Annotated in this window: 13 protein-coding genes and 1 tRNA gene; 11 read left to right on the top strand and 3 right to left on the bottom strand. The window is 32.0% G+C overall.

The genetic code is table 11. The features are described from left to right. The first annotated feature begins 14 nt into the window (after window positions 1-14). From ACUN3A_RS16815 to ypfJ, 4 genes are all read left to right on the top strand, one after another. Entirely contained in the window at window positions 15-1,346 is a 1,332-nt protein-coding gene (locus ACUN3A_RS16815) for an aldehyde dehydrogenase (protein WP_445552441.1), read from the top strand. 194 nt (window positions 1,347-1,540) lie between these two features. Continuing rightward, window positions 1,541-2,311 (top strand): hypothetical protein, encoded by a 771-nt coding sequence (locus ACUN3A_RS16810; RefSeq protein WP_445552440.1) that lies wholly within the window; start codon window positions 1,541-1,543, stop codon window positions 2,309-2,311. A gap of 740 nt (window positions 2,312-3,051) precedes the next feature. Further along, on the top strand, window positions 3,052-6,441 hold the full coding sequence (locus ACUN3A_RS16805; RefSeq protein WP_445552439.1) for a PAS domain S-box protein: 3,390 nt from the start codon (window positions 3,052-3,054) through the stop codon (window positions 6,439-6,441). 64 nt (window positions 6,442-6,505) lie between these two features. Beyond that, a complete protein-coding gene (ypfJ, locus tag ACUN3A_RS16800; RefSeq protein ID WP_445552438.1) occupies window positions 6,506-7,366 on the top strand; it encodes a KPN_02809 family neutral zinc metallopeptidase in 861 nt (286 codons plus the stop codon). Between the two features lie 87 nt (window positions 7,367-7,453). Here ypfJ and ACUN3A_RS16795 read toward each other — a convergent pair whose 3' ends face one another. Together ACUN3A_RS16795 and ACUN3A_RS16790 are read right to left on the bottom strand one after the other, a co-directional pair. Beyond that, window positions 7,454-8,005: a hypothetical protein gene (locus tag ACUN3A_RS16795; RefSeq protein WP_445552437.1), complete on the bottom strand. Its 552-nt coding sequence runs from the start codon at window positions 8,003-8,005 to the stop codon at window positions 7,454-7,456. Between the two features lie 39 nt (window positions 8,006-8,044). Continuing rightward, complete coding sequence (locus ACUN3A_RS16790; protein WP_445552436.1) at window positions 8,045-9,580, bottom strand: YifB family Mg chelatase-like AAA ATPase; 1,536 nt, start codon at window positions 9,578-9,580, stop codon at window positions 8,045-8,047. Between the two features lie 288 nt (window positions 9,581-9,868). Between ACUN3A_RS16790 and tpx the strand changes: the two genes are divergently transcribed. The 7 genes from tpx (at window position 9,869) to ACUN3A_RS16755 (ending at window position 17,032) form a co-directional block, all read left to right on the top strand. Next, window positions 9,869-10,366 (top strand): thiol peroxidase, encoded by a 498-nt coding sequence (tpx, locus tag ACUN3A_RS16785; RefSeq protein WP_445552435.1) that lies wholly within the window; start codon window positions 9,869-9,871, stop codon window positions 10,364-10,366. Window positions 10,367-10,372: 6 nt separating this feature from the next. After that, window positions 10,373-10,747 carry a diacylglycerol kinase family protein gene (locus tag ACUN3A_RS16780; RefSeq protein WP_445552434.1) on the top strand — a complete coding sequence of 125 codons (375 nt, stop codon included), beginning with the start codon at window positions 10,373-10,375 and terminating at the stop codon, window positions 10,745-10,747. A 19-nt stretch (window positions 10,748-10,766) separates the two neighbouring features. Next, complete coding sequence (locus ACUN3A_RS16775) at window positions 10,767-13,217, top strand: DNA translocase FtsK (protein WP_445552433.1); 2,451 nt, start codon at window positions 10,767-10,769, stop codon at window positions 13,215-13,217. A gap of 326 nt (window positions 13,218-13,543) precedes the next feature. After that, window positions 13,544-14,185 (top strand): LolA family protein, encoded by a 642-nt coding sequence (locus ACUN3A_RS16770; protein WP_445552847.1) that lies wholly within the window; start codon window positions 13,544-13,546, stop codon window positions 14,183-14,185. Between the two features lie 7 nt (window positions 14,186-14,192). After that, a complete protein-coding gene (locus ACUN3A_RS16765) occupies window positions 14,193-15,644 on the top strand; it encodes an LptF/LptG family permease (RefSeq protein ID WP_445552432.1) in 1,452 nt (483 codons plus the stop codon). A gap of 1 nt (window position 15,645) precedes the next feature. Next, window positions 15,646-16,779 carry a 3,4-dihydroxy-2-butanone-4-phosphate synthase gene (gene ribB, locus ACUN3A_RS16760; RefSeq protein ID WP_445552431.1) on the top strand — a complete coding sequence of 378 codons (1,134 nt, stop codon included), beginning with the start codon at window positions 15,646-15,648 and terminating at the stop codon, window positions 16,777-16,779. 168 nt (window positions 16,780-16,947) lie between these two features. Next, a tRNA-Ser gene (locus ACUN3A_RS16755) sits at window positions 16,948-17,032 on the top strand. A 93-nt stretch (window positions 17,033-17,125) separates the two neighbouring features. Here the strand turns inward: ACUN3A_RS16755 and ACUN3A_RS16750 are convergent. Then, window positions 17,126-19,429 (bottom strand): chondroitinase-B domain-containing protein, encoded by a 2,304-nt coding sequence (locus ACUN3A_RS16750; protein ID WP_445552430.1) that lies wholly within the window; start codon window positions 19,427-19,429, stop codon window positions 17,126-17,128. Window positions 19,430-19,497: the final 68 nt, after the last annotated feature.

Below are 19,497 nucleotides of genomic sequence, written 5' to 3'. Positions count from 1 at the left end.
AATATTTTTTCGCTATGAGTTACAAATTAAATATTAGTACCCGAAAAGATGCTTTAATAAAATTAATGAATGTAATAATTAAACATGAAAATGAAATTATACAAGCATTATATCAGGATTTCAAAAAACCTCCTTTTGAATCTGTTGCTACCGAAACCGGCTATACTATTTCAGAATTAAAAGACACCATAAGAAATATTGAAAAATGGGCCAAAATTAAAAAAGTAGGACCATCACTACTTAATTTCCCATCGACAGATTATATAGTAAAAGAACCATACGGTAAAGTTTTAATAATAGCTCCCTGGAATTATCCTTTTCAATTAGCTATTTGTCCTTTGATAGCAGCTGTTGCAGCTGGCAATCAAGTAACGTTAAAACCATCCGAATTAACACCAAAAACATCGGCTATAATTTTAAAAATTGTAGAAGAAGCTTTCCAACACCAACATGTAAAAGTTGTTGAAGGTGGTGCAGAAGCCTCTCAAAAATTACTAGCCCAACGTTGGGATTACATTTTCTTTACGGGAAGTGTCGCAGTAGGCAAAATCGTTGCGAAAGCGGCAGCAGAACACCTAACCCCTATAACGCTTGAATTAGGAGGAAAAAACCCTTGTATTATTGACGAAACTGCCAATTTAAAACTTGCTGCCAAAAGAATAGTTTGGGGAAAATTCTTGAATGCTGGTCAAACCTGTATTGCCCCAGATTATATACTTATACAGGAAGGAATGAAAAGTCATTTTGTTGATTTTATGAAAAATGAAATCACAAAAGCATTTGGCGAAAATCCAAAAGAATCTCCCGACTTTGCTAGAATTGTGAACGAAAAAAACTGGCATCGCTTAGTAAGTATGATGGAAACTAAGAAAGTAATCATGGGGGGAGAAACCGATGTTGAAGATTGTTATATTGCTCCAACTTTAATAGAAGAAAACAATATTGATAGCGCAATCATGCAAGAGGAAATTTTTGGTCCTTTGTTGCCTATTATAACCTATAAAGAAGAAAAAGAGATAACTAAAATAATTTCAAAATACGAAAAACCTCTAGCGTTATATGTCTTTTCAGATGATAAAAAATTTGCTCGGAAAACAATTTTGAATTATTCTTTCGGTGGAGGCTGCGTTAACGATACGCTAATTCATTTTACCAATAAAAAACTTCCTTTTGGCGGGGTTGGTCATAGCGGAATTGGAGCTTATCATGGTCAATTGAGTTTTGATATTTTCTCCCATCATAAAGGAATTGTAAAAAAAGGAAATTGGTTGGACTTAAATTTTAGATACGCTCCTTACACTAATAATAAAATTAGTACTCTAAAAAAAATATTAAACTGGCTCTAATTATAAACATTGCGCCACAAAAAGCACAGAGAAACATCTTACTTTTAAAATTAAAAAAAACAGTAATTTTACAACTGAAATAAAAACAATAATACCCGTAAATTGTGGTATTTAGTAAAAAGAATCAATAGTAAGTCATCCACATTATATTTTATTAAAAAGACTGTACTAACAAACAAGTAAACTCACAATAAATGAATCAAACTTTACAAAGACTACTCGATATTGAAAAAAATGGATACCAAATAGATTTTGGTAATGTATTTGAACATGCATTTGAGAATTACAAAAAAATTGCTTTGTATGCTGGATTAGTAATTCTTATTTTTATTTTTTCATTTTTTATTTTCACTACCATTTCTTTAGTATCATTTTTGGATCTTACAACACTCACCAAAGAGTTATCTCCAGAAAAATTAAAAATAGAAAATCTCAGTCAGTCAGAACTATTAGTTATAGGAGGAATTTCGCTAGTTTTCAGTTGTTTATTTAGCCCATTTCAAGCTGCATTCTTAAAAATGGCACATCATGGAGATAGAGATGAAGAATTTACAATTTCTTCTTTATTCTCTTACTATAAAATGCCTTATTTGAAAGAAATTATAATTTCAACTTTTTTAATTTCGACAATTAGTTTTTCACTAACTACATTGTTGTCAAACGTAAAACTTGAAATTCTTGGCACTATCATTACATATTTCATTTCATTTACAACAATACTTACTATTCCGCTAATTATATTCGGTAATTTAAATGCAGTTAACGCTATAAAACACAGTATACTGATTGTTTTAAAACAGCCTTTTATTTTATTAGGATTAATGATTATTGCAATAATTGGTGCATTTGTAGGCATTATGGCATGTTGTATTGGTTTCTTATTTACAATGCCTTTTATTTATTCTATGAATTACGCCATCTATTGTGCTATTATAGGAATAGATAATACTGTTGAAAACGATTAATCATAAATTTTAATAATAAACAAAGCATTATATTGTAAACACAAAAGACATTTAATTAAATAGTTACCCCCCCTGAGACTATGCTATTATGTTTTAAAATATTATTTTTTTTCAACTTCAACTCTTCTTTATCAAGTTCAGTTTGTATTCCTATGGCGTTAAACCTGGTACAAATTGTATCGATAAATATTACTAATAGAAATAGTATTTTAATTGTATTGTTCTTTATTTTGCTAATTGCGATATTTTATTCAAATCTCAAAATAAATTCTTCTTTAAAAAAAATAGATAATCTTCCAACTAAAGAATCGGAGAAAAGAGAATACCAGCTTTATTTATTGTGCCTTGGATTAGCACTTCCCTTGACAGAGATTGTTTTTGAATTGTTTAAAGTTAGACCCACAAGTTTAATAATCTACAATTTCATTATTGGATTTATCCTTTTACTTTCATTTTTAATAAGTCAAAAATCAAAATATTTATTCAACCGAATTAGTAGCCTCTTTACGTTCTTGTTTTACATCTATTTTATTTCAATAGCCTACAATATAGTTTCCCTAGCAAATGATTCCATACCTACTTATACATTCATTTTAGCTTTTTTCTTTTCCTATATTATCATCAAGCCAATACAAAAATATTGGATTTTTTGTGGATGTGTTTTTTCATACTTAATACTAATACTTGTTTTAGATTTAGTCCCTTTCAACAAAGTAATTATACTTATCAATTTCTCGATAATGGTATTTATAATAAATCATATTAGATATATCTCATTATATAAAATACAGGAAAAAGTCAATTTTACTAATGAAATTGTAAACAAAGGAAACTCATTAACTATAGCTACAAACCGACTAGGAGAAGTAACCTTTTGTAGTGACAATATAACAACCATTTTGGGGTATACAGCTGAAGAAGTAATGGGATTTGGCTTTTGGGAGCTTACCGAAGATCCGGAATTCATTGGTATAGATTATCATGAAAATTTTATAGACAATCGTTTATACATTAGAAAATTAAAATGTAAAAACGGAGAGTATAAATTCATTCAATGGATTGATAAAAAGTTCAACAACAACTCTATCATAGGTATTGGACAGGACATTACCAATGAAATAAAGATAAGAAAACAATATGAAACCTTAATTCAAACTGCTGTTGATATTATTTTTGAAGCAGATGCAAAAGGTAAATTTACTTTTATCAATGATTATGCAATAAAGGCTTTAGGTTTTTCTAAAGAGGAATTTTTAACCAAAGACTTCTCTTCATTAATTAGAAAAGATTACAATGCCAATACTATGAGTTTTTACCAAAACATACTTGACATTGAAGAAAATTTTATGACTCTTGAATTTCCAATTATCAAAAAAAATGGTGATGAAATGTGGGTGTCACAAAATGTTTTTGTTCGAAGAAATAGTTTTGGTGAAATTGACGGATACTCTGGAATTGCAAGGGATATTACTCTTTTGAAAAACATTGAAAATGAAAAAACAAAAAGACAATATAAAATAGAAGAATACAGCAAAATACTAAAAAGCATAGCTGTTTTAAATTATACAAATATTGATGATTTTAAACAAACGATTACTAATATCCTTGAAGTTTCCTCGGTTGCATTAGGCATACATAGAGCTGGTTATTGGATATACAACAATGATAAGATGCATTGTGATATGCTTTATGATCCTAAAAAAACTGAATTTGAAAATGAATTTAAATTTTATAAAAATGAAAATCTAGATTATTTCGAAAAGATAGAAAACAAACTTCAGGTAGTTTTATCAGATGCCAGATTATATTATGCAGACAATGAGACAAACACAAACTATTTTTATAAAAACGACATATACTCCATACTCGATACCCCAGTTGTTACTGATGGCGAGCTAAAAGCGATCCTTTGCTTTGAATCAACAGAACAGATTAAAAATTGGGATAATGAAGATATTAATTTTGCAAAATCTATCTCAGATTTAATTGTAATTGCATTGACCTCGCAGATGCGACTAGAAATAGAACAAAAATTGGCTTACAAAAGCCAATTGCTTTTAACAATTAATGAAAATACGAATCAATTTTTACTAGAAAAAAGTACCAGTAAATTAATCAAAGGAATTATCAATGAACTAGGTAAAGTCACAAAATCAGGACGCATCTCATTTTTTAAAAAAGATCCAAAAACCAATTTTTTTGATCAAAAATGCATGTGGACAAATGAGTTGCAAGGATTTGATTCAGTACTTCCTGCGCTACAAAATATTTCATTTGCTAAATTTGATAATAATCTAAAAGATTTACCCCCATCAGAATTTTTCGAAAGCATTATCGATAAAATGAAAAACGAGAATGTCAAATTACATTTAAGTATGTTAAATCCTACTTCAATGTTATTGCTTCCTGTTTTTATTAAAAATGAATTTGATGCTTTTTTTGCATTTGACAACTCAATCGATGGACGGATTTGGAGTCCTGATGAAATTTCAATTTTGCAATTATTAGTAAAAAATATCTCCTCCTCTATTGAGCGTAACATAAATGAATCTATTATTGAAGAAAGCGAAGAACGTTTTAGATTATTAGCAAATAACATTCCTGGTACCGTATATTTATCTAATTATGATGAAAAATACACAAAAATATATCTCAACGATGAAATTGAAAAGCTAACAGGCTATCCTAAATCTGATTTTTTAGAGAATAAAAGATTCTTGATAGATTTAGTTTTTGATGAAGATTTAGATGATTTATTACTAAAGAATAAAATTGCTTTAAAAGAAAAAAAACCATTACATATTATCTATAGAATTACACATAAAAATGGCTCTCTAGTTTGGGTAGAAGAATTTGGCGATTCGATAGTAAAAAACGGCAAAATTGCCTTCATGGAAGGAATACTTATCGATATTACCGAAAAGAAAAAGAATGAATCTATTTTAAAAGAAAAAGAATTAGCCCAAGCAGCAAACAAAGCGAAATCCGACTTTCTAGCAAACATGAGTCATGAAATACGAACCCCTTTAAATGGTATCATCGGTTATACAGACTTGCTGATGAATTCCAAGCTCGAAGCAACACAAATACAATACATGAATACCATTAATCAATCGGCTAATATTTTATTAGAAGTAGTTAATGACATACTCGATTTTTCTAAAATTGAATCAGGTAAACTAGAACTTAATATTGAAAAATACAAAATCGAGGACATTATTCAACAAATAAAAGAACTGATAAATTATCAGGCACAATCAAAAAATTTAGGACTAAACTTCATTATTGATGATGACGTTCCAAAATACATTTGGATTGATTATATTCGTTTAAAACAAATCCTCATCAATCTTTTAACAAATGCCATAAAGTTTACTCATACTGGTAACATTGGCCTACGCATTTCAGTATTAGAAGCCAATAAAAGCCATACTTTTTTGAGATTCACAGTAACAGACACTGGAATTGGTATTCGAAAAAGCAATCAAAAAATTATTTTCCAAGCTTTTTCACAAGAAGACAGTTCAACAACCAAAAAATTTGGAGGAACTGGATTAGGATTAACAATTTCAAATCAATTGCTTGGTCTAATGAATAGCAAATTGCAAATTAACAGCCAGTATAATGTTGGAAGTACATTTTACTTTGATATTAAATTAAAAAGCAGCAATAAACTAAAACAAGACAAATTAATTAATGATATAAAAGTAATAGAAAATCGCATCCTTGAATTTGAAAATGAAGAACCCAAAATACTAATTGTTGAGGATAACAAAATCAATATGCTTTTGACTAAAACACTAATCAAACAAATTATACCAAAGAGTATTATTTATGAATCTAGTGATGGTGAAAAAGCATTAGAACAAGTTTTAGAAATATACCCCGATATCATTTTCATGGACATTCAAATGCCATTGATTAATGGATATGAAGCCACAAAAAAAATCAGACAAATAAAACAATTAGAAAACATTATCATTATTGCGCTTACTGCAGGAACTATTTTAGGAGAAAAAGAAAAATGTATAATAGCTGGTATGAATGATTATGTTCCAAAACCAATTATAAAGAAAACTCTCGAAGATATTTTAGAAAAATGGTTAAAAGTAAAAAGCAGTAGCTTATAAAAAAACAGATTACAGTTTTATATTACGACTAAAAAAATTCTCAAAACAATAAAACTCTTTAGTTATGAAATGGATTGGAAGAAGACAAAGTGAAAATGTAGAAGACCGTAGAGGAATGTCCTCTGGAGGTAAAACTGTTCTAGGAGGTGGAGTAATTGGGATTATTATTTTACTTGTCAATGCTTTTGGCGGCGAAAATGCTCAAATAATTACTCCTGTATTAGAACAATTCAACCAACAACAAACTACACAAACCGAAAGTAGACCATTGACCGAAAAGGAAAAAGTGGAAGGAGAATTTGTAAAAACACTCATGGCTGACAATGAAGATGTTTGGACAAAAATATTTCAAGAAAACAATTTAACTTTTGAAGCACCAAAGCTTATACTTTTTAGCGGTCAAGTGCAAACGGCTTGTGGAGGTGCCAGTTCAGCATCTGGTCCTTTTTATTGTCCCGGAGACAAAACTATTTATATGGACATGACCTTTTTTGACGAACTTAGAACCAAATTTGGAGCCGAAGGAGGTGATTTTGCAGTTGCTTATGTTATGGCACATGAATTTGGGCATCACATACAAACCTTATTAGGAACATCACAAAAAGTACGTCAATTACAAGAAAATCGAAATGAAACCGAAGGCAATAAATTATCAGTTGCCCAAGAATTACAAGCCGATTTTTATGCTGGTCTTTGGACACATTATAATGAAAAACAAAACCACATGCTAGAAGCTGGAGATATTGAAGAAGCGCTGAGTGCAGCAAATGCTGTTGGTGATGATGCTATTCAGAAAAAAATGCAAGGACAAGTTGTACCTGATTCTTTTACTCATGGCACATCACAACAAAGAATGTATTGGTTTAATCGTGGTTTTGAAAGTGGTGATATTAAAAAAGGAGATACTTTTTCGGAGGTGGATTAATCAAAATGAAAAGCTTTTTGCCTAAAATTATTTCGATAACACGCAAAAACTCTACTATATTAACTTAAAAAATATAGTGGAGTTTTTTTATCTTCTTCTTAAAACATCTGGTGCCATAGCACCATAAGCATATAATCTCAAAATATCTTGGTCATTATCATCGCTTTTTCCAATATCTATAGAAAAACAATAATCATCTCCAGGTAAAGTTTTGTTTTTTAAGTTTATATAAAAGAACTCTTTTGATTGCATTTTTGTTTCACAATTCTTTTGACTTATTTTATATTCATATACAGTTATATCATTTGGATTACTAGAGTCACTTCTCTCTTCGCAAATATGATTATTTTTAAAAATCCAAATTACTCCAGAAGGTTTTTCCTGATCCCCGTCATTTTCTTCACTTAAATCAAATTCTGATAACTCCCATTTCCCAATTAGTTTCTTTTCTAAGCTTAAACTAATTTCTGAAGTATCAAATGAATTATCTTTAGAAACAGTATCTAAAACCTTATTTGTTAATGTATCTTCCGATATTGTAGTTAGTTTTTTCTTAACACTATTAATGTTGTTGTTTTCTACTTTATTATTACATGACAATATTAAGAAAAGTGTTGAAGCGTAAATTATTATTTTCATTATATATGATTAAATTTTATTATTTACTAAAATTTATATTTATCCCAACCACCCATCGCGATCCAAACTTCTATATTGAATCGCTTCGGCAATATGTCCGGAAACAACCTGAGGCGCATCATCCAAATCAGCAATCGTCCTGGCAACTTTCAAGATTCTGTCATAAGCTCGAGCCGAAAGATTTAACCGTTCCATAGCCGTTTTTAATAATTGTTTAGAATCATCATCAAGAGCACAATATTCCCGAATGTGTTTGGTATTCATTTGGGCATTGTAATGAATATGATCCATTTCTTCAAATCGTTTGGATTGAATTTCACGGGCTGAAGTTACTCTTTTTCGAATATTAATACTGCTTTCTGCTTTTCGGTCGTCCGATAATTTTTCGAAAGGAACTGGAGTCACTTCAATATGAATGTCAATTCTGTCTAATAAAGGTCCTGAAATTTTACTCAAATACCGTTGCATTTCGTGAGGTGAAGAGGTTTGAGGAGAATCTGGATCATTAAAAAAACCACTTGGACTCGGATTCATACTAGCCACCAACATAAAAGACGAAGGATAAGTTACCGTAAATTTGGCTCTAGAAATCGTTACTTCACGATCTTCCAATGGCTGACGCATAACTTCGAGAATATCTCGTTTAAATTCGGGTAGCTCATCTAAAAACAAAACCCCATTATGCGCCATTGAAATTTCGCCAGGTTGCGGATAACTTCCCCCGCCAACAAGTGCCGCGCCAGAAATGGTATGATGTGGACTTCGAAACGGGCGCTGATTCATCAATCCTACTTCTTTCAACTTTCCTGCAACACTGTGGATCTTCGTTGTTTCCAAAGCTTCTCGTAAAGTCATTGGCGGCAAAATACTAGGCAATCTTTTGGCCAGCATCGTTTTTCCAGCTCCAGGAGGTCCTATGAGAATTATATTATGCCCTCCAGCCGCTGCAATTTCCATGCAACGCTTTATACTATCTTGTCCTTTTACATCACTAAAATCAAATTCAGGAAAATCCAATGTTTGACTAAACTCGGCTCTGGTGTCAATAATGGTTGGTTCTAATGCCCCTTTTCCTTCCAAAAAATCAATCACTTCTTGTACATTCGAAACTCCATACACATTAAGTCCAGAAACTATAGCCGCCTCTTTAACATTTTGTATTGGTAAAAAGAAACCTTTAAAACCCTCTTCTTTTGCCTTTATCGCAATTGGCAAAGCTCCACGAATGGGTTGCAAACTTCCATCTAGAGACAACTCCCCCATGATGATATATTGTTCGTAGATATCCGTTTTTATTTGTGAAGAAGCAACCAAAACACCGATTGCCAAAGTTAAATCATAGGCCGAACCTTCTTTTCGCAAATCGGCTGGCGCCATATTGATAATGATTTTTTTACCTGGCATTTCGTAGCCATTATTTTTTAAGGCTGCAGCTATTCGATAACTACTTTCTTTTATCGCATTGTCTGGCAAACCTACCAAATGATAGCCAATTCCTTTATCCATATTCACCTCTACAATGATTGTCGTTGCCTCTACCCCAAAAACGGCGCTTCCGTAAACTTTGATTAACATAATAAAATAGTTTTTCTAAATGTAAATATTATTTTACTTTAAAACAATTAAAATTAACCAAATTCTTACTTTTTTAAAAATATTAAAATCAAAAACTTCATAATTCACTACTGTTCAATTAAATAAAATCGCACAACAACTAAAAAAAGTTGATCCATACTTGATAACAACGTAATGATAATCATTACAAATTTAGACGCTACTCTAAAACCCTTTTCTCAACCAACAAATACTTTTACATTCAAATATTAATCCTTACTTTTGAACCTCACAAAAAAAACAAATAATATGGCGACTATAACATTAGGAGGAAATCCAGTGCATACTTCAGGTGAATTACCAAAAATTGGTTCAAAATTAGCTGATTTTAAATTAGTTAAAAATGATTTATCAATTGCAGATTTAAGCACTTTTGCAGGTAAAAAATTGGTTTTAAATATTTTTCCAAGTATCGATACTGGAACTTGCGCTACCTCTGTTAGAAAATTCAACGAAAGTGCTAGCAACTTAGCAAACACTACAGTTTTATGTATTTCAAGAGATTTACCATTCGCACAAAAACGTTTTTGTGGTGCTGAAGGTCTTGAAAATGTTGTAAACTTATCTGATTTTCAAGAAGGTACTTTTGGAAAAAATAATGGTTTAGAAATTGTTGATGGTCCATTAACTGGTTTACACTCTCGCGTTATTATCGTTGTTGACGAAAACGGAGTGGTTACACATACTGAACAAGTTGGTGAAATTGCAAACGAACCTAATTACGAAGCTGCTTTAGCTGCTCTTTAAATTTATATGGAATTTCAAAAAGACAATACTTTCGTTAAGGGTCGCCTTAAGAGTGTCACATTTGCTGTAAAAGGAGCTCTAAAATTAATTACAACCGAGCACAGTATAATGGTGCAGTTTTCAATCGGCATCTTAATAACTATTCTTGGTTTTTATCTTAATATAACTAAAACAGAATGGCTTTTTCAGACCTTGGCTATTGGATTTGTAATGAGTATCGAAGGATTGAATACTGCTGTAGAAAAAATTGCTGATTTTATTCACCCAAATTACCACGAAAGAATTGGATTTATAAAAGATATTGCTGCTGGTGCAGTGATGTTTTCTGCAATTACAGCAATCATAATCGGATTAATTATATATGTACCCTACTTTTTATAGAAACTAGTTTAACCAAAGAATGGCAAAAAAAATAAAACCTACAGCTCCAAATAATAAACCAGATTCAGAATCTGTAGAAAAAAAAACTTGGGGAATCAGTAAACAACACCAAATTGTATTGGGTTGTTTACTGGTTTTATTTTCAGTTGCATTGTTAGTTGCCTTTGTTTCTTTTTTCATCTACGGACAAATAGACCAAAGTGCTGTTTCTGAATTAACGAATCGCAAAGAAATTGTTCAAAACTGGCTCGGAAAATTTGGTGCCTTTCTTGCCGACTTAATTATTTACCAAGGTTTTGGTATTGCTTCATTTCTGTTTGTACGTTTGTTTTTCCTTACTGGAATGTATTTAGTTTTAAATCTTTCGATCAAAAAGCTAAAAGGCATTTGGTTTTGGGATTTATTCGTCATTATCATCCTATCGATTTTATTTGGTTTTTTTGCAACTTCAGTACCCGAATTGGGAGGAACTATCGGCTATGAACTCAATTTACTAATACAGGATTACATTGGAAAAACAGGAACGTTATTAACTCTTATTTTCGGTTTAATTATTTATTTGATTTTCAAAATGCAAATGTCTCCTGAAAAGGTACAGTCGTTTTTTGAGAGTACTAAAAAAGAAATTAAAGAAGATATCGCTATCCGTCCTGTGCCCTCTTCAAATGATCCTAGTTATAACTTAGAAGAGTTTGCTGTTGAAGAGCCAAAAGAGGAAGAAGAAGAATTATTAGACAATATCCATTTAAAAACAACTGGTTCACAATTTGAAATTAACAAAGAGGCATTAAAACCTACTATTTCAAGTTCTTCAGAAATTAATTTAGAGCCAACACTCAAACCACTACCATTGGAGATTTCTCCAAAAGCAGAACCCGTAAAAGAAGAAGCTTTTGTAATCGAAAAAGCCGTTGAAGAAGATATTATTGAAGATAATTTAGCCTCTCGCCTAGTATCCGACTTTGGATTATTCGATCCTACTTTGGATTTATCCAATTATAAATACCCAACTATTGATTTATTAAAGGAATATTCGACAGGTGGAATTACTATCAATCAAGAAGAACTTGAAGAGAACAAAAACAAAATTGTGGAAACGCTTCGCAATTATAAAATAGAAATTGCACAAATAAAAGCGACAGTTGGTCCATCGGTTACTTTATATGAAATCGTACCCGAAGCAGGAATCCGAATTTCTAAAATCAAGAGTTTAGAAGATGATATTGCCTTGTCACTTTCGGCATTAGGAATTCGTATCATCGCTCCTATTCCAGGAAAAGGAACTATTGGTATTGAGGTTCCAAACAAGAACCCTACAATGGTTTCGATGAAAAGTGTGATTGGTTCTGCTAAATTTCAAGAAGCTGAAATGGAGTTACCAATCGCTTTAGGAAAAACTATTTCGAATGAAACTTTTGTTGTCGATTTAGCAAAAATGCCTCACTTATTGATGGCAGGTGCAACAGGGCAAGGAAAATCGGTTGGATTGAATGCCGTGATTACTTCGTTGCTTTACAAAAAACATCCTGCAGAAATTAAATTTGTGATGGTCGATCCTAAAAAAGTCGAACTAACACTTTTTAATAAAATTGAAAGACATTATTTGGCCAAACTTCCAGATACTGATGATGCTATTATTACCGATAATGCAAAAGTGGTAAACACGTTGAATTCTCTTTGTGTTGAAATGGACAACCGTTATAATCTTTTGAAAGATGCAATGGTTCGAAACATAAAAGAATACAACGAAAAATTCAAGTCTCGAAAGTTGAATCCTGAAAATGGACATCGATTTTTACCTTATATTATATTAGTAGTCGATGAGTTTGCCGATTTGATTATGACAGCTGGAAAAGAAGTTGAAATGCCTATTGCACGATTAGCACAATTAGCCAGAGCAATTGGTATTCACTTGATTATAGCTACGCAAAGACCATCGGTAAACGTAATTACTGGTTTAATTAAAGCCAATTTTCCTGCGAGAATTGCATTTAGAGTTTCTTCTAAAATTGACTCGAGAACCATTCTTGATACCCAGGGAGCAGATCAATTAATTGGTCGTGGAGATCTATTGTATTCAAATGGGAATGATGTTGTAAGGGTGCAATGTGCTTTTGTAGACACCCCTGAAGTTGAAAAAATTGTAGATTTTATAGGTTCACAAAAAGCGTATGCAACTGCTTATTTACTTCCTGAATTTGTTGGAGAAGATGGTGGCGTAAATTTGGAAATGGACATTTCTGAAAGAGATACTTTGTTTAGAGAAGCTGCCGAAGTGATTGTAAATGCACAACAAGGATCGGCTTCTTTATTGCAACGAAAACTAAAACTGGGTTATAACAGAGCTGGTCGACTTATTGATCAACTAGAAGCTGCTGGAATTGTAGGCCCTTTTGAAGGAAGTAAGGCTCGAAGTGTGAATATTCAGGATTTGACAGGACTAGATCAATTTTTTAATAATGAAAGTTAGATTTCCGGATTTTGACTATTGGATTTTTAGATTATTAGACTTTTGGACTCCAATATTAGAAATTTAGCTTTTTTTTAATGCTTTTCCCTTTTAAGCTTTTTACTTTTGCTCCAAATTTTTAGTTACACGAATCCGCGTGAGGGATAGAAGCTAGCTACCAAAGTAGCGCGTATAGCCCGACTCTATTTAGAGAAGGGGCTAATGACCGCAAACAAAATAAGCCCCTTTTCTAAATAGAGTCACGCCCAAAGAATTACGAAACACACTAAAATAGTATTTAGAATACCTAAAACACAAAACAAATGGCAATACAAAACAAAATAAGAATGAAGGCAGTTTTAGGATTTTTATTCCTCTTTTTCATTGGATTATCAACACAGGCGCAAGATAAAAAAGCAAAGGATTTACTAGATAAAGTAACTGCCAAAGTAAAAAGTTATGACAATATTACTATTGATTTTAAATATTCGCTGAATAATGCGAAAGAGAATATTAATCAGGATAGTAGAGGTTCAGTGGTGATGAAAGGGAATCAATATGTTTTGAATTTTATGGGAATCACTAAACTTTTTGATGGTAAAAAAACCTATACTATTGTTCCTGAAGATGAAGAAGTAACAATTTCGACACTAAATGAGAAAGACGATTCAGCTATTACGCCTTCGAAAATGTTGACTTTTTTTAATAAAGGATATAATTGTTCGATGGATATTGTTCAGAATGTAAGTGGTAAAAAAATACAATACGTAAAACTAGTTCCTACTAACACCAAAGATCAAAGAAAAGAGATTTTGGTTGGTATTGACACTAAAACTAATAATATCTACAATGTAATTGAAGTTGCCAAAAAAGGAACAAAAACGACATTGACAGTGAATTCTTTTAAAACAAATCAAGCATTGCCAAAAAATCAATTTACCTTTGTCGCGAGTAAATACTCCAATTATACGATCACAAAATTAGACTAATTATTAGGTGAAAATTCTAGATAAATACTTATTAAAAACATTCCTCGGGACATTTGCTACGGTATTTGTTATCCTTTTTTTCGTATTCATACTTCAAACGGTTTGGTTATTTATTGCTGAATTAGCTGGTAAAGACCTGGACTTTGTAATGGTTATTAAATTCCTGGCTTTTTCGATGCCTCGAATTGTGCCTTTGGTATTACCACTTTCTATATTATTGGCTTCGATAATGTCTTTCGGAAGTTTATCCGAACATTATGAATTTGCTGCTATGAAATCTTCTGGTATTTCGCTGCAAAGAGCTATGAGGACTTTGACCATTGCCATTGCAATATTGAGTATTATTGCTTTTTTGTTTGCCAATAATGTGATTCCGTATGCCGAATTTAGGTTTGTTAATTTCAGAAAAAACATTGCTCAAGCCAAACCTGCTCTAGCTATCACCGAAGGACAATTTAGCGATATTGGCTTGTACAATATTAAGGTGAATAAAAAATCTGGCGAAAATGGAAATCATTTAACGGGTATTACTATTCATGAAAAATCTGTAAATGGCGACGGAAGTAAAACAGTAATTCGTGCCACAAACGGAGAATTAATTAGTAATGAAAATACAAACCTACTGCAATTAGTATTGAATGATGGTAACTATTATCAAGATATACTGGCTAAAACGTATGAAGATCGTGAAAAAATGCCATTCGCAAAGAGTTCGTTTAAAAAGTATCGCATTAATATAGATTTATCAAAACTAAACAAAGTAGATACGCAAGACGAATCGGTTTCGAATACAAATAACATGCTTAACGTTAGTGATTTGAAATACACTTTAGACTCCTTAAACAAAAATAGAGATACTGAAATCATTAATTTTTCTGAAAACAGCGGAAACAAAATTACTTCTGTAGGTACTAATACTGCACCAGTTATAAAAAAGAAAAAAACCTTGACAAAAAATTTGTTATCACTTTTTAACAATGAAGAAAAAGGTAAAGTTTTAAATGCCGCAAACACCAATGCACAAAATATGTTGTATTCTATTGATGCTACTAAAAATGAACTAGACCTAAAAAAGAAAAACATAAACAAACATATATTATCACTATACGACAAGTTTGTAATTGTATACGCCTGTTTCTTAATGTTTTTTATTGGAGCTCCACTAGGAGCTATTATCCGAAAAGGAGGAGTTGGTTTGCCAATCGTATTTGCGGTATTAATCTTTATATCCTTTCACTTCATCAATACTTTTGGTAAAAGAATTTCACAAGAGGATGGATTAACACCTTTCTTAGGTTCTTGGATGTCTTCGATGATTCTAACCCCTTTGGCTATTTTATTAACATATCGTGCTACAAATGATATTGGTCTAATCAATTTAGACGTACTGCTAACTCCGATTCAAAAAGGGTTTCAAAAAATAATTCAAAAAATAATTCCATCTCAAAATAAAGAATAACATGTCTGTTACAAAAATACAACTCAACACTATAGAAGAAGCCATTGAGGACATTCGTCAAGGTAAAATAATTATTGTAGTTGATGATGAAGATCGTGAAAATGAAGGTGATTTTTTGGCTGCTGCCGATAAAGTAACTCCCGAAATGATCAACTTTATGGCTACACATGGTCGTGGTCTAATATGCGCTCCATTAACGGAAAGTCGTTGTAAAGAATTGGGGTTGCATGTAATGGTACATAATAACACTGATCCTATGGAAACTGCTTTTACAGTTTCGGTAGATTTAAGAGGCAAAGGAGTAACAACAGGAATCTCTGCCGCAGATAGAGCAAAAACAGTACTATCATTGGTAGATCCAAGTACGAAGCCACATGATTTGGCACGTCCAGGGCATATTTTCCCTTTGATTGCTAAGCAAGGAGGTGTTTTGAGAAGAACAGGACATACAGAAGCTGCTATTGATTTTGCTCGATTGGCAGGCTTTAAACCCGCTGGTGTGATTGTCGAAATCATGAATGAAGATGGTTCTATGGCTCGATTACCACAATTAGCCAAAGTAGCGAAGAAATTCAACTTAAAATTAGTTTCTATTGAAGCATTGGTTGCTTATAGAATGCAACACGATAGTTTAATCATCAAAAAAGAAGATTTTGACATCAATACTCGTTTTGGAACTTTTCGTTTAAGAGCCTACGAGCAAATCACAAACAAACAAATTCACATCGCACTAACCAAAGGGACTTGGAATCTTGGTGAACCTATATTGACAAGAATCCATTCTTCACAGGTAAATAATGACTTATTAGGAACATTGACTAATAATGTTGATCAACAATTGGATGATATGTTTCGAATCATTAATGAAAATGGTAAAGGTGCTGTAATTTTTATTAATCAAGATATGTCGGCTGTCAATTTATTAAATAGAGTTGTCGAATTAAAAGCACTTCAAGCTGATGGAACAATGAAAGCTCCAAAAGTTGTTATTGACACCAAAGATTATGGAATTGGGGCTCAAATATTGCATGATATTGACATTTCAAAAATTCGTCTGGTATCCAATACTGAGCAAAGCAAAAGAGTAGGAATGATAGGTTATGGTCTGGAAATTACAGAATATGTAAAGTATTAGTAAGTTTTTAAAAAGTTTTTAAAACAAAACGACAAACTAACTCACGCAGAACAAAAGACTTAAGTTGGTCGTTAAAAAAAGTGTTTATTTTTTTTATAAAAAATGTTTTGCCATCTAGAAAAACTAACTATATTTGCACTCGCAATCAGAAAATGATTGCGACATACTGGAGAAATGGCAGAGCGGTCGAATGCGGCAGTCTTGAAAACTGTTGACTGTAACAGGTCCGGGGGTTCGAATCCCTCTTTCTCCGCGAGCTGAGAAGCAAATAATTTCAAAAAACCCACTAAATTCAATAATTTAGTGGGTTTTTACATTTCTAGAATAATCTAATTATTCATAAAGATCAGTACATCATTTTTTGTTTCAAATTTTGTTCTGTTTTAAATTCTCCCGAGTTTTTGATTATATTCTCTTTTGGTTCCTGTTTTTTTTCACCCCAAAGAACCGCAATAAATTTTACAGTGTTATTTAAAAAACTGTTTTTTGAAATTTCTACATTCACAATTCCTGTCGTTTTTATCAACACTCCACTTTTCTCTTCTTTACCACAATTCGTAATGATGTTGTTTTGAAAAACTAGGTTTCCACCAATTGTAGACTCATCATAACCACCACGATAATAATCTAAAATACTATTTTGAACATTATCAATTTTAGAATTCGTGATATACACAAACTCGGCATTGTATTCTCCTAAATCATCGTTTTCTTCCGCCAATATTAACCCTCTTTTACAGTTTTTAATAACGGTATTGTCTATTGAAACCGTATCTGCAAAAGAATTTTTATAGGCTTTTAAAACACAATCAAAATCACTTATTTCAGTATTTTTTATCTTTAAATTATAAGCAGAAAACATTTCTTTCTCCTTAGTTGCAAAAGCATGTTGTCCATTTGCCCCCTTGAGAATAATATTTTCCAAAATTAAATTCCCTTTAGGTTCCATCAAGAAAGCAGGATTATTGGCTTGGCCTGAATAATGTATTATTGCTCTTGTCTTTTCGTTCTTGGACTTAAGTGTGATTTTCTTGTCAATTATCAAAGATGATGCAATCTCATAAACTCCTTTTTTTAATTCGATTGTAGTTCCAGATTTCGCTTGAGCCAATGCTACAGTCAATTCCTTTTCTGAACCTACTTGTATTGTTTTTGATGTTTCTTTTAGTGGTTCAGTTGAAAACCAATGCGCACCATATACTTTTTTGTTAATTATTCCTTTGCTTTTATCTACTGGCAAGACAATTGCTCCTGCTCCATTTGACGCTACTCTGCTATTTAAAAAAACATCTTGTTTTATATTCTCAAATTCAAATCCGGCATATAATTCTTTTTCGTCAATTGTAGGTACATAAAGCCAATCAGACACCTTAGTCACTGTAAGCTGCTTTGTTTTTATTCCTTCGTTTTTAATATCACTTTTATTAATGCTGTTGATGATATTATTTTTAAACAAAATGCCATCTACTTTGTCGTATGCTTTTATTGGAAACTCATCTTTAGCATTATAAATAACATTATTCGCTACAATCATTCTTTCAGGTCTGGCAGAACGTATTTCCTGCGCCGGCAAAACATCACTTTTATCCATATTGGCTCCCACACTAAACTGCCAAGGAGTCTTGCAATCGACAAAAGTATTATAAGCCACAACCACGTCCGTCACTTGATTGTAGCGGTTTTGCGGTGATTTTGGAACGCCATTCATTACAGCCAAAGCACTTCTAAATTCTTTGCCTTTAATTTTATAAAAATAATTATTGGTAACCAAGTGTCCCGTATTGATAACCCGAATTCCTCCCATAAATTCAGAACTATCATCTCCAATAAATAGATTTCCGTCGATGGTACAATAATTTCCATGTCTTAAGACCAAAGACCCCTCACATTTATAAAAAATGTTATTTCTATACTCGTTATTATTGGATTTGTTCGAAATAATCTCCACTTCGCCGTCGCAACGTTCAAAAAGATTATTAGCAACATTTGTATAAGATGGAACCATTGATGTGTTGCTGTCCCCTATTTGCAGGGTTTCGCCATGAGGACCTCCTTTTCTTGGCCTTGGACCAAAATAATTGTTGGTAATTTGATGGTAGTTATTAATGTGTTCATTCCCTTCCAATCCAACAAAAACAGTTGGACCCGAATTGGATTTTCCCGTAATAGAGCAATGATTCAATTGGTTATGCCTTCCCCAAAACTCTATCCAATGATCCTTTTCATTTCTGTTAAGCTGCGTGAAATTTTCGATAACACAATCCGATACTTTACAGTTATTGGCAATGTTTTCTGAATCGATATGAAAATCAATAACCGATTTCGAAGGAGTGTGACCATTTTTAAAATAAAGCCCTCTTACTTCCAAATACACTCCCCCTATTTTCAAATCAGAAAGTCCTTCAATAAACACTTTTCCGGCTGTTTCCGCACGTAAAACTATTGGAGCGTCTTTAGTTCCTTTTCCATAAAATTTAATTTGGATATCTTTCCAAACCCCATTGCTCAGAATAATTTCGTCTCCAGCAACGGCATTTTTGATAGCGGTTTTTAACTCTTCCTGGTTCTTTACTTTAATACCGCTACCGCTTTCCTTTTTTCCAAAGGAAAATAACATAAAGACAACAACAAAAAACAACAAATTTCTCATCAATACAATTTTTAAAAATTATTAAAACAAAGCAAGTATTCCATCAACATAACATCCAAAAAATGCAA

It is taken from the genome of Flavobacterium sp. WC2509, from assembly GCF_052683105.1.
This window is presented reverse-complemented; position numbering and strand designations above follow the sequence as displayed.